Genomic DNA, 14,633 nt, shown 5'->3' on the forward strand with positions numbered 1-14,633 from the left:
GGTCACCTCCTCCCGTTCGCGGCGGGGATGACCCGCCGCCGTCCGTTGTCGGTACTGATCACGTGGTCCAGTACGGCGTCCCAGTCCCGCAGGAATCGGTCGAGCCCGTAGCGCCGCAGCGCGTGCGCCCGCGCCGCCGCGCCCTGTTCACGGGCCCGCCCCGGGTCCATCACGAGCTCGCGCACCGCGGCTTCCAGCCGGGCCGGGTCGGTGGAGCAGGTCCCGGTTCCCGGCGGGACCGCCTCCGGTGCCTCGGTGCTCGCCAGCGCCACCACGGGCATGCCCAGGAGCATCGCCTCGATCAGCGACAGGCCCAGCGAGGTCCAGCGCATGGGGTGCAGGTAGACCCGGCGGCGGGCCATCTCCGCGTGCATCCGGTGCTGTGGCAGGTCGCCGATGCCCCGGATCCGGTCCGGCGCTCCCAGCTCGCGGCCCAGGCCGTCGGTGCCCATGCCGAACACGTCGAGCGGGGCCGCCGCGGCCAGCCGCGGCAGCAGGTCGGTTCCGGTGATCCGGTTGCGCCGCAGCGGTTCGTTGATCGCTACCGCGGCTGCGGCCAGCTCACCGGTGTACCGCTGCCCCGGGTCGACCGCGCCGTGTTCGATCACCGCGGTGCGGGTCCGGCCGGCATCCCACATCAGGGCGTTGAAGTGCGTGACGTGCACCAGGGTCAGGTCGTGACGGTCGGCGACCGGGTGCCGGGTGGTCGCGGCATGCCCCCGCGGGGCGTTGTGCTCGAGGAACACCGCGGGAACGTCGCGGCCGGGGACCCGGCCGAGCCAGCGCGTCGCCAGCCCGACCTCCTCCGAGCGCTGCAGCACGACCACGTCGACGCCCGCGTCGGCCAGCTGCGCCGGCGCTACCTCCACGGCATCCGCCGGCCAGTCCCAGGCGGCGGGCCGGCCCCCTCCCCAGGGACCCCGCTCGGGCAGGGTCGGCAGCAGGTAACGGTGCGGCCCCTGGACGAATGCCGTCGTCCACGATCCGTGCACGTGCCAGACCAGGATGTTCACACTCGCACCCCCGCGGTCCGCAGGCTGCGCAACCGGTCCACGGCACGCACGACCTCCTCGGGACCGATCCCGCTCAGGCAGGGGTGGCCGGGCACCGGGCAGGCCCGGGCCCGGGTGTCGCGGCAGGCGGCGAACTGGTCGCCCAGGAGCACGTGCGGCACGCGGTAGGGTCGCCAGCGCACCGCCGGGACGACCGGCGCGAACAGCGAGACCACCGGCGTGCGCACGGCCGCGGCGAGATGCGCGGCCGCGGTGTTGCCGACGACGACGGCGCCGGCGCCGGCGAGCACGCCCGCGAGCTCCGGGAGGGTGGTGCGCCCGCCCAGGTCGAGCCCGTGCCGGCCGGCGACGGCGGCGGTCAGTGCACGCTCGTCGGGCCCGCCGGTGACGACGACTCGGACACCGGCGTCGGTGAGCAGCGCGGCGGTCCGGGCGTGGTGGCCAGCAGGCCAGCAGCGTGCCCCGACCGCGGCACCCGGGTGCAGCACCACGTAGGGCTCGCCGGAGTCGGCGAGTACGTGGGAGACGTCGGGCGGCGGCCGCACGGCGAGCCCGCCATCGTCGCCGATCGGGAGCCGGAACCCGGCGGCGGCGACGATCGCCAGGCCGCGCTGCACCTCCGGGAGGCCCTCGGGCAGCGTGTCCCCGGGACCGTCCCCCGGACGCAGCCGCACGTCGAGCAGCGACCCCGGGTAGTCGACGGACGCGCCGGTGACGCGGGCGAGGCCGGCCAGGCGCAGCAGCAGCGCGGTGGGCAGTGGCGACTGGTGGAACGAGGTCAGCACCACTGCCTCGTCCAGATCGCGTTCGGACAACTCGTGGACGATCCGGTCGATGTCCGCACCGTCCACCGGGGGCGGATCGCCGAGCACCCAGGGACCCGCCCACACCAGGACGTCGCGCACCCCGGGCAGCATCCGGGCGGCATCCTCCCCTGCGGGTCCACACAGGAGCGTGACGTCGGTGCCGGGGGCCGCCGCGACGGCCCGCACGGCCGGCCCCGCGAGCAGCACGTCGCCGGCCCCGTCCAACCGGACCACCAGCACGTGGCGGCTCATTCCGTCTCCAACGGCGACAGGACCGTCCCGAGCAGGTGCTGCACGGCCGACAGCAGATCGGTCCGGACCACCGGTGCGGCGGCGACCTCCTCGGGCCGGGTCACCGGGGTCGGCACGAGCACCGCGACGGCTCCCGCTGCGGCCGCGGCCTCCATGTCGGACCCGATGTCGCCGATGACGGCCACATCGGTGGGTCGCAGGCCGAGCTCGGCGGCCGCGGAAAGGATCATGCCGGGCCTCGGCTTGCGGCAGACGCAGCCGTCGCCGGGACCGTGCGGACACATTCGCCAGACGTCGAAGGGGCCGAGCAGGTCGTCGACCCTCCGGTTCACCGCGCGAGCGGTGGACTCGCTGATGATGCCGCGGGCGATACCGGACTGGTTGGTGATCACACCGACGGGCACGCCCGCCTCGCGCAGCAGGGCGACGGCATGGCCGGCGGTTGCGGCCGGGCGCACGAGGCCGGGGTCGGCGCAGTAGGGCACATCGGTGACGAGAGTGCCGTCCCGGTCGAACAGGACGGCTCCCGTCGGCCTGCTGCGAGAAGGAGTCACATTACGTGGCATCTCCGACCACCCCGCGCCTAAACCGATCCCCTGAGAACTGCTACTCGCTGTGCCCACTACTACTCTTCGTAATCATTCTGAGAGCAGTGTTACCCGTTCGGGCTAGGGCGATTCGGTGGGCGGGGACCGGCCGGCTCGCGCGCCCGCCGGCTCAGTCGGTGTCGGCGGGTGGTGTGCGCCACCGGCCGATGACGGCGGGCTCTGCGCGGGAGCGGCCTGCCGGTGACGGAGTGAACGCGAGGCTCAGTGGTCGCGCAGGGCCTTGATGAGTTCGTCCTTGTTCATGTCCGACCGGCCCTTGATCCCGACCTTCTGCGCGCGCTCGTAGAGCTCGTCCTTGGTCATGTCCTCGTACCGATTCGACGACCCGCCGCGCTGGGCCACCTTGCTGCGGCCCTCCCCTGCCGCGGCGTTGGCGATACGAGCGGCCTTCTCCTTCGATGCACCCTCCTCGCGCACCTTCTGGTAGGTCTTCTCGTCCTTGATGCTCGGGTTCGGCACGACACACCTCCGGTGAGATCGACGAAGACCCCACTGTGGCGGGTCGTTCGCTCCCGCGCACGTCGGAGCCGCCGGTCCGGCCGGTCGCCCGGCCGGGCCGGACACTGCACCCGCTGCGGGCGGGCACGGCTCCCGGTCCGCCCACGTCAGAGCCGGTAGCTACGGATCTTCGCGTAGAGCGCGGTCCGGGAGATGCCCAGCTCCTTCGCCGCGGCGGACTTGTTCCCGCCGCACTCCTGCAGCACCGCGGCGATCACCGAGGACTCGGCTCGTTCCAGCGGACTCAGCACCCGCCGCCCCGACGCCGCCCGGATCTCCGCGGGCAGCGCTTCCAGTCCCACGACACCGCCGCGCGCGCTGCGCGCCGCGTCCCGCACGACCCGGCTCAGCTCGCGGGCGTTGCCCGGCCAGTCGTAGCGGCGCAGTGCCGCCTGTGCCTGCAGGGAGAACGACAGCCGCGGGCCGTGCCCGCGCAGCTCCCGCTGGGCCAGGGCCACGATGTCGGAGGAGCGCCGCCGAAGCGGCGGGATGGTCAGCGCGGCCCCACCCAGCCGGTCGAGCAACCGGGCCGGGTCGTCGGTCCCGCCCGCATCGGACACCGTGAGCGTCACCCCGAGCGGGCCGTGCCCACCCTCGGCGAGAAACGCCCCCACCGCACGGGAGGCCTCCTCGGACAGCAGCTCGACGTGTCGCAGCACGAGCGGAACCGGTGTGTCGCCGAGATGTTCACTGAGCCGCGCCGCCCAGGCCGGGAGGCCCTCGACCGGGCAGGTGGCCGCGTCCATCACCACCGGTTCGACCCCGAACCGTCCGGCCAGCGCGGTCGCCAGCAGCGTGGCCTTTCCCGTCCCCGGTTCGCCGCGCACCACCAGCGGACCGTCGGCGACCAGGGCCGTGGCCTCGGCCAAGAGCCGTTCCCACGTGCTCGCGGCGTCCACGGACGTGGCCGGCCGCCGCTTCGGGGCCTGCGCGACCGGGCCCGTGATCGTCACCACCGCGCCGGTGGTCGTCGGGCCGTCGCGCAGCAGACGCACCCGTCCGGACAGATCCGCAGGCAGCGCGATCACCGAGTTCTCGCCGGTGATCCGGGCCGTCCGCAGCTCATCCCACAGCGCCCGGTGGTCGAGGCCGAGATCGGCCGCCGCCCGGTTGGCGATGAAGACGTCCTCCCCCACCGTGAGCACCGGACCGGTGGAGCGGCGCTGCTCTGCCAGGAAGCCCGCGAGCAAACGGCGCTCCCGGGTGCTCGCGGCGGCCAGCAGACCTCCCCTGATCTCTTCCACCAGCTTGAGCACGACCACCGACAGCAGCGGGTTGGTGTGTTCGGCCCGGCAGGTGACGTTGACGGCACCGACGGTGCGCTGGGTGACCGGGTGCCGGACCGGTGCGGCCACGCACGTGACGTCGTGAAAACGATGCACGAAATGCTCGGAACCTCGGATCACGGCGATGTCGCCGGTCTCCAGGGCGGTGCCCAGGCCGTTGGTGCCGACGAGCTCCTCGTCGAAGCAGTAGCCGGTGTCGACCCGTAGCTCGTCGAGCGCGGCCCGCAGCGCGGGCTCGGACACCCAGCGCCAGACCACGCTGCCGCGGGCGTCGGAGAGGGCCAGACACGTGTCACCGCCGGCGAGCAGCCCGGCCATGCCGGTGAGGATGGGGACCGCGACGCGGACGAAGTGGGAGTCGAGGTCGGTCTCGATGTACGGGGGCTCGACGTACTCGGGGTCCACGCCACTGAATCGCGACCGACGCCAGGACGTGAGGACCTCGCCGCGGACGTCCCGCGGCTCCTCACCGGCGTGGAACTGCTCCCAGGCGGTTCCTGCCCTCATCTGATCTCCTCGACCCGCTGCGCTGCGTGTCCCCCGACGCTCGCACGAATCGCCCCGCTCGCGCACCCCGCGTCGCCGGAGGATCTGGCTCACCGGGCCGGCGGGCGGGTCGCGCCGCCGGCCCGGTGATGGCATCAGACGCCGCCGGCGGCTCGGCGGCGGTGTGCGGGCAGCGCTGGCGGCCAGTCTGAGCCGTTCCGAACGATGGTGGGTGTACGCGATCTGGACACTCGTGCCGAATATCCACCTCCCCCGGCTAGCCTTCGGTGGGCCCGCCGTCGGGCGGCACCCCCGGACGAGGCGCGTCGTACCCGGTCCGACAAGACGACGCGGCGCGGAGGTGTCATGGCCTGGGTCTATCTCGTCGTCTCGGGTGCGCTCGAGACCGTGTGGGCGGCCTCGCTGGCCCAGTCGCGGGGGCTCTCCCGGCTGGTCCCGTCGGTCATCTTCGGCGTCGCCCTGATCGCGAGCATGGTCGGGCTCTCGCTCGCGTTGCGTTCGCTACCCGTCGGCACCGCCTACGCCGTCTGGGTCGGGATCGGCGCGGTGGGCACGGCCGCCTACGGGATGGCGGCTCTGGACGAGCCCGCGACGGTCGCGCGGCTGTTGTGCCTGCTGGCGATCGTCGCGGGCGTGGTGGGTCTGAAGGTTCTGCACTAGCCGGAGGTTCAGGACACGGTGTGACCGGCGGGCGGCGTGCGGACGACCGCGGGCACCCCGCTCCAGAGGAAATCGCGCTCGGTCACATCGACCCTGGCCAGCGCGGGCAGTTCCCGGACGAGCAGCGCGAAGTGGTCGGTGAGCCAGCGGCGCTGCGCGGCGTGGTGGCCGGCGGGCGTGGGGTCCGCGGCGTCGCCGGTCCAGCCGCACTCGCAGGCCGGGACGTAGCCGCTGTAGGCGCCCGGCTCGTCGCGGACGTCGGTCCAGATCCCGGTGAGCGAGCCGTCCGGACAGCGCCCCGACACGTACCCCTCGTGTTCGTCGGTCAGCTCGTCGGCTCCGGGGCCGATGTAGAACATGCGCAGAGCATCCCGCGCGGCCCCGCGACGGGTGGGGCCGGGCTCGTCACCGCCGGGGCGAGGAACCGCGGGCGTAACCCGATCGCGTGGTCGCCGCTCACCAGGAGCCCGGTGCGTGGGCCGGCCCGCGGCCCGAGTCGGCGGACCGAGCCCACGCAGCGTCGGCGTCGAGCTGCCAGAACGATCACCAACGCGGGAACCCTCGCATCTGTTGCAAGGATCTTGCAACACGGTACTCGTCCATCGCACGGTGCGCTAGCGCAGATGTCCTGCCATTGCGGCATGATCGCTATTGCAAGAGAGTGGCATCTTCATCGTCCACGCTGGAGGAGATCCGTGTCCGAGTACACGCTGCCCGACCTGCCCTACGACTACGGCGCCCTCGACCCGCACATCGCGGGCGAGATCATGGAACTGCACCACTCCAAGCACCACCAGACCTACGTCAACGGGCTCAACAGCACCCTCGAGCAGCTCGCCGAGGCCCGCGCGAACGAGTCCTTCGGCGCGATCGGCGGACTGGAGAAGACCCTCGCGTTCAACCTCGGCGGGCACATCAACCACTCCGTCTTCTGGAACAACCTGTCCCCCGACGGCGGCGACAAGCCGGTCGGCGAGCTCGCCGCGGCCATCGACGACCAGTTCGGCTCGTTCGACGCCTTCCGCGCCTATTTCCAGGCCAACGCGCTGGCCATCCAGGGCTCCGGTTGGTCGATCCTCGGCTGGGACTCCCTCGGCCGGCGACTGCTGGTCTTCCAGCTCTACGACCAGCAGGGCAACGTCCCCGTCGGCATCGTCCCGCTCGTGCTGCTCGACATGTGGGAGCACGCCTTCTACCTGCAGTACCGCAACGTCAAGGCCGACTACGTCACCGCCTGGTGGAACGTCGTCAACTGGGCCGACGCCGGCGCCCGCTTCGACGCCGCGCGCACCACGACCACCGGACTGATCACGCCCTGACCGGCCGTGACCGGGGCGACGCGGTGTCCGGCCCCTCCGGGACAGAACGCCGGGCGCTCCCGCTCGGGGCGCCCGGCGTTCTGCCTGCCCTGGCGGCTCCGGCCGCCCGGCGCCCTCAGCCGGCGGCGGCCGGGCCGCAGCACGCCGCCTCGTCCCCGGCGTCCGGCGAGCCCGTGTCGGCAGCACGCATCGGGGTGCCGCAGACGCAGTCGCCGTCGGCGGCCGGCGAGGCGCCGGCCGGGTGAATGCCCGTCGCCTCGGGTGCATCCGCCTTGACCGTGTAGACCTCCCACGGTTCGGCGCCGGGTCCGTGCACCCAGACCTTGTCCTGCAGCGCGTAGCAACAGGTGGTGTCGTCCTCGACCTTCGTGAACAGGCCGAGCTCGGACAGCCGCTGCGTTGCCGCGTGGACCTCCTCGGTGGTCTCGACCTCGACACCGAGGTGGTCCATCACGGTCGGCCGGTCCGCCTCCCCCTCGATGAGCACCAGCTTGAGCGGGGGCTCGACGATGGCGAAGTTGGCGTAGCCGGGGCGGCGCTTGGCGGGCTCGACCCCGAACAGCTTCCGGTAGAAGGCGACCGAGCCGTCGAGATCGGAGACCCGCAGCGCGAGCTGAACGCGAGACATGACCACTCCCTTGTTTCGATGGTTGTCGATACAGACGTTGCGCCTTGGATCGATGCCTGTCAAGGTAGAAACATGTCGAATCAAGACCTGGCGCTCACCGAGGGGACCTGGCAGCCGGCGTGCTGCTCACCGCTCGTTCGCGAGCCGCTGTCGGCCGAACTGTCGGCCGAACTGTCGCGGCTGTTCAAGGCGATGGGCGATCCGGTACGACTGCGACTGCTGTCGCTGATCGCCTCGCACGCGGGCGGGGAGGCGTGCGTCTGCGACCTGACCGGCGTGTTCGACCTGACCGGCCCGACGATCTCGCACCATCTCAAGGTGCTGCGCGAGGCCGGGCTGATCTCCGGCGAGCGGCGCGGGACCTGGGTGTACTACCGGGTCGAGCCGGACGCGCTGCGCCGGCTGTCCGACGTGCTGGTGCCCGACCAGGCGCCGGCGGTGGGAGCGTGACGTCTCCTGACCTGACCTCCGCCGACGCCGGATCGGCCGGTGTCGTCGGCAGGCTCTCCACCCTCGACCGGTTCCTCCCGGTGTGGATCCTCGCGGCGATGGTCCTCGGGCTGGCCGCCGGCCGGCTCATCCCCGGCATGGGCCCGGCGCTGGACGCGATCGCGATCGACGGCGTCTCGCTGCCCATCGCGCTCGGATTGCTGATCATGATGTACCCGGTGCTGGCGAAGGTCCGCTACGACCGGCTCGACACCGTCACCGGCGACCGCAGGCTGCTGATCTCGTCGCTGGTCCTGAACTGGGTCCTCGGACCCGCGCTGATGTTCGCGCTGGCCTGGCTGATGCTGCCCGACCTGCCCGAGTACCGCACCGGCCTGATCATCGTCGGGCTGGCCCGGTGCATCGCGATGGTCATCATCTGGAACGACCTGGCCTGCGGCGACCGCGAGGCCGCCGCCGTGCTCGTCGCCCTCAACTCGGTGTTCCAGGTGATCGCGTTCGCCGGCCTGGGCTGGTTCTACCTCGACGTGCTGCCCGGCTGGCTCGGCCTGCCGCAGACCGACCTCGCCGTCTCGTCGTGGGACATCGCCGGGTCGGTGCTGATCTTCCTCGGGATTCCGTTGGTCGCCGGCTACCTGACCCGCCGGTTCGGTGAGCGCGCCAAGGGGCGGGACTGGTACGAGTCGACGTTCCTGCCGAGGGTGGGGCCGTTCGCGCTCTACGGGCTGTTGTTCACCATCGTCGTCCTGTTCGCCCTGCAGGGTGACGCCATCACCAGCCGTCCGCTCGACGTCGCCCGCATCGCGCTGCCGCTGCTGGCCTACTTCGCGATCATGTGGGCGGGGTCCTACGCGCTGGGCTCGGCGATCGGGTTGAGCTACGAGCGGGCCACCACCCTGGCGTTCACCGCGGCCGGCAACAACTTCGAACTCGCCATCGCCGTCGCGATCGCCACCTTCGGCGTCACGTCCGGACAGGCTCTCGCCGGGGTCGTCGGCCCGCTGATCGAGGTCCCGGTCCTGGTCGCCCTCGTCTACGTCTCCCTCGCCGCGCGTCGCCGGTGGGCGCGCCGGTCCGTTCCGGGAGGAACCCCGTGACCGATGTTCCCGAGGTGCTGTTCGTCTGCGTGCACAATGCCGGCCGCTCCCAGATGGCGGCTGCCCTGCTGGCCCACCATGCCCGGGGCGCGGTCCGGGTGACGTCCGCGGGGTCCGCGCCCGCGGAGGAGATCAACCCCGCGGTCCGTGCGGTGATGGACGAACTGGGCATCGACCTGTCCATGCAGTTCCCCAAGCGGCTCACCACGGACGCCGTGGAAGCCGCCGACGTCGTCGTCACGATGGGTTGCGGCGATGCGTGCCCGGTCTTCCCCGGCAAGCGCTACCTCGACTGGGAGCTCACGGACCCGGCCGGCAGATCGGTCGAGGACATCCGCCCGATCCGGGACGACATCGACGCCCGGGTCCGTGGGCTCCTCGCGGAACTCGTCCCGGCCGGGGACCGGTAGCCATGTCCGGCCCGGGGCGCAGTTGCCCGCTGGCCTACCGCTACCGGCCCGAGGACCTCGCCGGGCCGGTGGCGTTCGGCTGCGCCACGCTGTACGTGGTGGGCGGGCTCTACGGCAACGCCTGGGCCCTCGACGCCGTCCGGGAGCGCGCGGCCGCCGAACCGGCGCCGCCCGAGATCGTGTTCAACGGCGACTTCCACTACCTCGACGCCGACCCCGCCGCCTTCCGGACGGTCGCGGACGGCGTGGCCGCCCACCACGTCACCCTCGGCAACGTCGAGTACGCGCTCACCACCGACGGCGCCGAGGTCGGGTGCGGCTGCGACTATCCGGACTACGTCGGCGACAGCGTCGTCACCGCCTCCAACGCCGTCGTCGAACGCCTCCGCACCACCGCCGCCGACCATCCCGAGCACCTCGCCCGGCTCGCCGACCTGCCCCGCCACCTGGACGTCGCGGTCGGCGGCCGCCGGGTCGCGATCGTGCACGGCGATCCCGAGTCCCTCGCCGGCTGGAAGCTCGCCCTCGAAGCCGTCGAGCCGGGCGACGAGGACGTCCGCGCCCGCACCGGCTTCTCCGGCATGCCCACCGGGACCGACCAGGTGCTCGACTGGTTCGGCCGGGCCGACGCCGACGTCATCTGCTGCACCCACACCGGGCTGCCCTACGCCCAGGATCACCACGGCGGCGGCCGGCGCCATCTCGTGGCCAACAACGGCTCCGCCGGGTTGCCGAACTTCGCCGGACGCCGCCACGGCGTCATCACCCGCCTGTCCACCGGGACCGAGCCACCGGCGGACAGCCTCTACGGCCTCGACATGGACGGGTTGCGCTTCGACGCCCTACCCGTGCGATTCGACACCGAACGGTGGACGGCGGACTTCCTCGCCACCTGGCCACCCGGATCGCCGGGTCACCAGGGCTACCACGCCCGCATCGCCGACAGCACCTGGCTGCGGATCGAACAGGCCGCGCGCGGCGGCGTCCAGATCACCGGGGGCTGAAGGGCAGGCGCAGCCCTACAGGTGGTCGGCGAAGAAGCCCAGGGTGCGACTCCAGGCCAGGTCGGCTGCCTCCTTGTCGTACATCGAGGGCGCGTCCCAGTTGGAGAACGCGTGGCCGGCGTCGTAGCGGTGGATCGTGACCCCCGGGCGCTCCTTCACCGCCGCTTCCACGGCGGTGATCTGCTCCTCGGGGATGTACGGGTCACGGTTCCCGTAGTGGAACATCATCGGGCACTCGATCGAGCCGGCCTGGCCGAGCATCTGCTGGATTCCCGAGCCGTAGTAGGACACGGCGGCGTCCGGACCCCGGCCGTCGACCCGGGTCGATGTCGCGAAGACGTAGGTGAGCGTGCCGCCGAGGCAGAACCCGACGCCACCGACGGTGCCGCTGCACTCCGGCATGGAGAGCACATGCGCGAAGGCCGAGGTGATGTCGGCGCCGGCCGAGGCCCAGTCCAGCTGCTGAACCATGGCCATGCCGTCGGCGAGGCCGGACTCGTCGTTCCGCTCGAAGCGCGGTTCGATGCGCCAGAACATGTCGGGTGCGAGCGTCAGGTAGCCCGCCTCGGCGAGCCGTTCCGCGAGCCCCCGGATGTTGTCGTTGATGCCGAAGATCTCCTGGAAGAGGAGGATCGCCGGGCCGCTCTCGCGGTCGGGTCGGGCGCAGAACGCGTCGAAGACCCCACCGTCATGGGCCTCGACCTGCTCGTATCGACTGAAGACCACCGAATCCTCCCTCGATGCCGGCGAGCGCCGGCAGGTGGCGATCATCCCGGCGCCACCCGATCCCGGGAAGACCCCCGCACCCGGAGGCGCGCGCGGACGGGCTCCGGTCGACCTCACCGCGCCCGGCACGCCGGGTAGTGTTGCCGTCTCCAGCAGGAGACCTACCGAGGAGGTGAGACCCATAACCGCTCGATCAGGCTGGGTGCTCCCACCTCACGGCCCTGCGGTCGACCCGACCTAGGTGACCGGGGAGCACCCTTCGGCGTCCCGAAAGGCTCCCATGTCGGTCTCCCCCTCATCCCGCCCCCGCTCGGGCATCGTCTCCAGGCTTCGGGCCGCCGGCTGCGTGTTCGCCGAGGACGAGGCGCGCTTGCTCATCTCCGCGGCACGGACACCGGCCGACCTGGCCGCCATGGTGGACCGGCGGGCCGCCGGCCGTCCCCTCGAACACGTCCTCGGCTGGGCGGAGTTCTGTGGCCTGCGGATAGCCGTGGACTCCGGAGTGTTCGTGCCCCGTCGCCGCACCGAGTTCCTCGTCCGCCAGGCGGCCGCCACGGCCCGTGCGGGTGCTGGCCAGGCCGTCGCCCGGGCACGACTGGTGGTCGACCTGTGCTGCGGCTCCGGCGCGGTGGGCGCAGCCCTGGTCGCGGCTCTGGGCCGGGTCGAGCTGTACGCCGTCGACGTCGACCCCGCCGCGGTGCGGTGCGCCCGTCGCAACGTCGCCGCCGCCGGTGGTCAGGTGTTCGCCGGGGACCTCTACGAGCCGCTGCCCGCTACGCTGCGGGGCCGCGTCGACATCCTGGTCGCCAATGCGCCCTACGTACCCACAGAGGCGGTCAGGCTGCTGCCACCGGAGGCCCGGCTACACGAGCCGCGGGTGGCGCTCGACGGTGGCGCGGACGGTCTCGACGTCCAGCGGCGGGTGACAGCCACGGCGCCGTCATGGCTGGCACCGGGCGGCCACCTGCTGGTCGAGACGAGCGAGGGCCAGGCACTGCGGACCGTCGAAGCCTTCGTCCGCAGCGGGCTCGTGTCGCGGGTGGCCCGGTCCGAGGAACTGAACGCCACCGTCGTCATCGGAACCCGGCCCGCCACTCCGGCGCCTGCCGGCCCTCCGTGATGTAGATCTGCGTGAGGTGAACGGAACCGGGACCACAGCCGGAACGCCGGACGCTCCCTGTTCGGGAGGCCCGGCGTCCTGCCTGGTTCTGGCGGTAGCGGTGGGATTTGAACCCACGGAGGGCGTGAACCCTCACACGCTTTCGAGGACCGGGAGGTGATGTCCATGGTTGGGCCCTGCGGCGCGAGGTCGTTGTTGCTCGGTCGGGTACGCGGGAGACCTGGCAACCAGAAATTTCACGATCGTCTCAACGGAGGGTCCGGGGTCGAGGCGGTCGTGGTTTCCGTCGCCTGGCCGGTGTGGCGAGCCCACGGCGACCAGCGGCGCCAGGCGTCCATGACGGACGGGCCGCCGGCGAAGCACCAGACAGCAATGACCGGGTCGCAGATCGCGCACCCCAACGAAGAGTGCACCGCGAAGGGCAGAATCGGGTCGCCGTAGAGATGGTGCAGCACGTCCCAGACGGTGTGGAGCAGCCACGCGACGCCGATCCATTGCCAGGAGTGCAGCCCCCGAAAGGCCGCGTAGGTCATGGCCGCGGTGAACAGCAACTCCCACACGCCGAAGCCACCGCTGAGGTAGGCCGCGCCGGCACCGGAGACCATGACGGCGTTGAGTGGCCGACGGTGCTCAACGCGGACAAGGGAGTTCAGGGCGACGTATGCCAGCCCGATCAGGATGGGCGCGATCATGGTCACCGCCAGCACGCTAGGCCGGCGGTTGAGGCAACGACAGTGACCGGATCGCCAACCCTCAACGGATTAGCGCCAGGCCTTGGCTTCGCGTCGAGGTAGCGTCCCGGAGATGCACACCGTGGCGGTCGTTGCTTTCGATGGCGTCATCGGCTTCGACCTGGCAACCCCGCTGGAGGTGTTCGGCCGGGCCCGCCTGTTCGACGGGCGACCTGCCTATGACGTCCGAGTCTGCGCCGACCGCGACGAGATCAACGCCGGCGCCTTCGCGCTGCGCGCGCCATGGGGCCTGGACGCGCTGAGCGCGGCGGACACCGTGGTCGTGCCCGGGGTCGCCGACCTGAAGGCCGCCATCCCGCCGCAGGTGCTGGACGCCCTGCGGGCCGCGGCAGCCCGGGGAGCACGCATGGCATCCATCTGCGTCGGCGCGTTCACCCTCGCCGCGGCGGGCCTGCTCGACGGCCGCCGCGCGACAACCCACTGGGCCGCAGCCTCAGCATTGGCGCGGCGCTATCCCACAGTGAACGTCGAGCCGGACGTCCTCTACGTGGACGAGGGGAACGTACTGACCTCGGCTGGCGCCGCCGCTGGGCTCGATCTGTGCTTGCACATCGTTCGCTGCGACCACGGAGGCGCAGTCGCCGCCGAGACCGCACGACTGTCGGTGATGCCGCTGGAACGCGCCGGCGGGCAGGCCCAGTTCATCGCACATGAGCCCCCGACGGCGGACGGTTCGTCCTTGCAACCGCTGCTGGAGTGGATGGCTCGAAACGCCGCCCGCAACCTCAGCCTCGATGACGTCGCCGCCCGAGCCGCTGTCAGCAGCCGCACTTTGATCCGCCGGTTTCGCGAGCAGACCGGCACGACGCCGATGCAGTGGCTCACTCGGTACCGGGTCCGCCGGGCGCAGCAACTACTGGAGACGACCGACGTGCCGGTGGAGCAGGTCGGGACCCTGACAGGCTTCGCGGCAGCCACGACGTTCCGGGAGCGGTTCAAGGAGGTCGTGGGCGTCAGTCCCTGGGCGTACCGGCGCGCGTTTCGGTCCAGACCGCACAGCCCGGCGAACGCCGGAGCCGTCGGCACAAGCTCAGGGTGACCGGCTCTTTGTCGACCGCGCGCTCGACGAGCCCGGGACACAGTGCGCTGCTGCGCGCACCTCGGTATAGCGGATCAGGCGCGATCCACGGAATTCGAGGGCACAGCGCCGGCGACAAAGCTGCTGATTTGACGCGCGGCGACCTCGCAGCACCAGCGCTTGCCCCCGGGGACGGGGCGAGCCGAGTGCGGGCTGACGATTGCTCCCGGGCATTGCCACAGCTCGTACCCGCATCGGATGCAGGGTGTACGCCGGCACGCGCCCTGCTCGCGACCAGGGTAGGGATGGCATCGAATGCTCGAAGCTTTCGAGCGACCGCCGTCCCGATACGCGCTGCGCCGACAATTCGCCGACTCCTGCGGAGAGGAGTTGGGCCATGCGCAACGAAGGTAGGTGTCACGGAACGCACCGTCATGTCGGTCATGGGCTGGTCCAGCACAGCCATGGCGGCTCGCTAC

The 14,633-nt window shown here is 71.9% G+C and carries 17 protein-coding genes and 1 riboswitch; of the genes, 8 read left to right on the forward strand and 9 right to left on the reverse strand.

All coding sequences use genetic code 11. From position 1 onward, the window contains the following. Positions 1–2: 2 nt before the first annotated feature. The 5 genes from HF519_RS00080 to HF519_RS00100 all read right to left on the reverse strand — a co-directional run bounded on the left by HF519_RS00080 (position 3) and on the right by HF519_RS00100 (position 4,970). Positions 3–1,013, reverse strand: a complete 1,011-nt coding sequence (locus HF519_RS00080; RefSeq protein ID WP_169409519.1) for a glycosyltransferase — start codon at positions 1,011–1,013, stop codon at positions 3–5. Next, positions 1,010–2,071: a glycosyltransferase family 9 protein gene (locus HF519_RS00085; RefSeq protein ID WP_169409520.1), complete on the reverse strand. Its 1,062-nt coding sequence runs from the start codon at positions 2,069–2,071 to the stop codon at positions 1,010–1,012. Before HF519_RS00085 ends, HF519_RS00080 begins: the two co-directional genes overlap by 4 nt. Next, positions 2,068–2,637: a D-glycero-alpha-D-manno-heptose-1,7-bisphosphate 7-phosphatase gene (locus HF519_RS00090; protein ID WP_169409521.1), complete on the reverse strand. Its 570-nt coding sequence runs from the start codon at positions 2,635–2,637 to the stop codon at positions 2,068–2,070. The genes HF519_RS00085 and HF519_RS00090 overlap by 4 nt, the downstream gene beginning before the upstream one ends. Before the next feature lie 243 nt (positions 2,638–2,880). Further along, entirely contained in the window at positions 2,881–3,138 is a 258-nt protein-coding gene (locus HF519_RS32630; protein ID WP_169409522.1) for a DUF7218 family protein, read from the reverse strand. Positions 3,139–3,284: 146 nt separating this feature from the next. After that, positions 3,285–4,970, reverse strand: a complete 1,686-nt coding sequence (locus tag HF519_RS00100) for a sigma-54-dependent Fis family transcriptional regulator (protein WP_169409523.1) — start codon at positions 4,968–4,970, stop codon at positions 3,285–3,287. Positions 4,971–5,237: 267 nt separating this feature from the next. Then, positions 5,238–5,304: riboswitch (guanidine-III (ykkC-III) riboswitch) on the forward strand. A gap of 11 nt (positions 5,305–5,315) precedes the next feature. Here HF519_RS00100 and HF519_RS00105 point away from each other — a divergent pair. Continuing rightward, positions 5,316–5,630 (forward strand): DMT family transporter, encoded by a 315-nt coding sequence (locus tag HF519_RS00105; RefSeq protein WP_169409524.1) that lies wholly within the window; start codon positions 5,316–5,318, stop codon positions 5,628–5,630. A gap of 8 nt (positions 5,631–5,638) precedes the next feature. Here the strand turns inward: HF519_RS00105 and HF519_RS00110 are convergent, their stop codons facing one another. After that, the gene (locus HF519_RS00110; protein WP_169409525.1) at positions 5,639–5,989 is read right to left on the reverse strand and encodes a hypothetical protein; all 351 of its coding nucleotides are present in this window, start codon (positions 5,987–5,989) and stop codon (positions 5,639–5,641) included. A gap of 336 nt (positions 5,990–6,325) precedes the next feature. Here HF519_RS00110 and HF519_RS00115 point away from each other — a divergent pair, with 336 nt between their 5' ends. Next, on the forward strand, positions 6,326–6,949 hold the full coding sequence (locus HF519_RS00115; RefSeq protein WP_312859801.1) for a superoxide dismutase: 624 nt from the start codon (positions 6,326–6,328) through the stop codon (positions 6,947–6,949). Positions 6,950–7,064: 115 nt separating this feature from the next. Here HF519_RS00115 and HF519_RS00120 read toward each other — a convergent pair whose 3' ends face one another. Further along, entirely contained in the window at positions 7,065–7,577 is a 513-nt protein-coding gene (locus HF519_RS00120; protein WP_169409527.1) for an ArsI/CadI family heavy metal resistance metalloenzyme, read from the reverse strand. A 72-nt stretch (positions 7,578–7,649) separates the two neighbouring features. On the opposite strand from HF519_RS00120, the gene HF519_RS00125 reads away from it, so the two are divergent. The 4 genes from HF519_RS00125 to HF519_RS00140 are packed head-to-tail and all read left to right on the forward strand — an operon-like array spanning position 7,650 to position 10,538. Beyond that, positions 7,650–8,027 (forward strand): ArsR/SmtB family transcription factor, encoded by a 378-nt coding sequence (locus tag HF519_RS00125; protein WP_169409528.1) that lies wholly within the window; start codon positions 7,650–7,652, stop codon positions 8,025–8,027. Then, positions 8,024–9,124, forward strand: coding sequence for an ACR3 family arsenite efflux transporter (arsB, locus tag HF519_RS00130; RefSeq protein WP_438826362.1), 1,101 nt, complete (start codon positions 8,024–8,026; stop codon positions 9,122–9,124). The genes HF519_RS00125 and arsB overlap by 4 nt, the downstream gene beginning before the upstream one ends. After that, the gene (locus tag HF519_RS00135) at positions 9,121–9,534 is read left to right on the forward strand and encodes an arsenate reductase ArsC (protein WP_169409529.1); all 414 of its coding nucleotides are present in this window, start codon (positions 9,121–9,123) and stop codon (positions 9,532–9,534) included. The genes arsB and HF519_RS00135 overlap by 4 nt, the downstream gene beginning before the upstream one ends. 2 nt (positions 9,535–9,536) lie before the next feature. Further along, positions 9,537–10,538, forward strand: coding sequence for a metallophosphoesterase family protein (locus tag HF519_RS00140; protein ID WP_169409530.1), 1,002 nt, complete (start codon positions 9,537–9,539; stop codon positions 10,536–10,538). Positions 10,539–10,553: 15 nt separating this feature from the next. On the opposite strand, the gene HF519_RS00145 is transcribed toward HF519_RS00140, so the two are convergent. Next, the gene (locus HF519_RS00145; protein WP_169409531.1) at positions 10,554–11,264 is read right to left on the reverse strand and encodes a dienelactone hydrolase family protein; all 711 of its coding nucleotides are present in this window, start codon (positions 11,262–11,264) and stop codon (positions 10,554–10,556) included. A 280-nt stretch (positions 11,265–11,544) separates the two neighbouring features. On the opposite strand from HF519_RS00145, the gene HF519_RS00150 reads away from it, so the two are divergent. Beyond that, entirely contained in the window at positions 11,545–12,384 is an 840-nt protein-coding gene (locus HF519_RS00150; RefSeq protein WP_169409532.1) for a putative protein N(5)-glutamine methyltransferase, read from the forward strand. A 236-nt stretch (positions 12,385–12,620) separates the two neighbouring features. On the opposite strand, the gene HF519_RS00155 is transcribed toward HF519_RS00150, so the two are convergent. Continuing rightward, a complete protein-coding gene (locus HF519_RS00155; RefSeq protein ID WP_246241992.1) occupies positions 12,621–13,076 on the reverse strand; it encodes a DUF6010 family protein in 456 nt (151 codons plus the stop codon). Positions 13,077–13,188: 112 nt separating this feature from the next. Here HF519_RS00155 and HF519_RS00160 point away from each other — a divergent pair, with 112 nt between their 5' ends. Beyond that, complete coding sequence (locus HF519_RS00160) at positions 13,189–14,175, forward strand: GlxA family transcriptional regulator (protein WP_169409533.1); 987 nt, start codon at positions 13,189–13,191, stop codon at positions 14,173–14,175. Positions 14,176–14,633: the final 458 nt, after the last annotated feature.

The organism is Pseudonocardia bannensis (genome assembly GCF_012911875.1).
Classification (GTDB): domain Bacteria; phylum Actinomycetota; class Actinomycetes; order Mycobacteriales; family Pseudonocardiaceae; genus Pseudonocardia; species Pseudonocardia bannensis.